The organism is Paracoccus sp. S4493, from assembly GCF_000967735.1.
Taxonomy (GTDB): domain Bacteria; phylum Pseudomonadota; class Alphaproteobacteria; order Rhodobacterales; family Rhodobacteraceae; genus Paracoccus; species Paracoccus marcusii.
The window spans coordinates 1-254 of the sequence record NZ_JXYF01000411.1; the positions used below are offsets into that span (position 1 = coordinate 1).

The following is a 254-nucleotide window of genomic DNA, read 5'->3' on the forward strand; positions in this document are numbered from 1 at the left end:
AGACCGCGGGCAGCGGCGGGCGGCCCCTGCTGCTGGTCGGCATCCACGCCCCGGCGGGCCAGCCCGACTGGCGCCGCGCCTGGAGCGGGATCTGGCCGCGTTTGGCCGAACGCCACGGCGCGCTGCTGCTGCAGGATCTGTATGCGCCGCTGGCACAGGTGCCCGCGACCGATCGGGCGCCGCTGCTGCTGCGGGACGGGGTTCACCCGTCTGCCCAGGGCGTGGCGCTGATCGTCCGGCACCTGGGTCCGGTG

General features: G+C 76.4%; 1 pseudogene. It reads left to right on the forward strand.

The features are described from left to right. Positions 1-254: pseudogene (locus TW83_RS21490) on the forward strand (arylesterase); the annotation flags it as partial.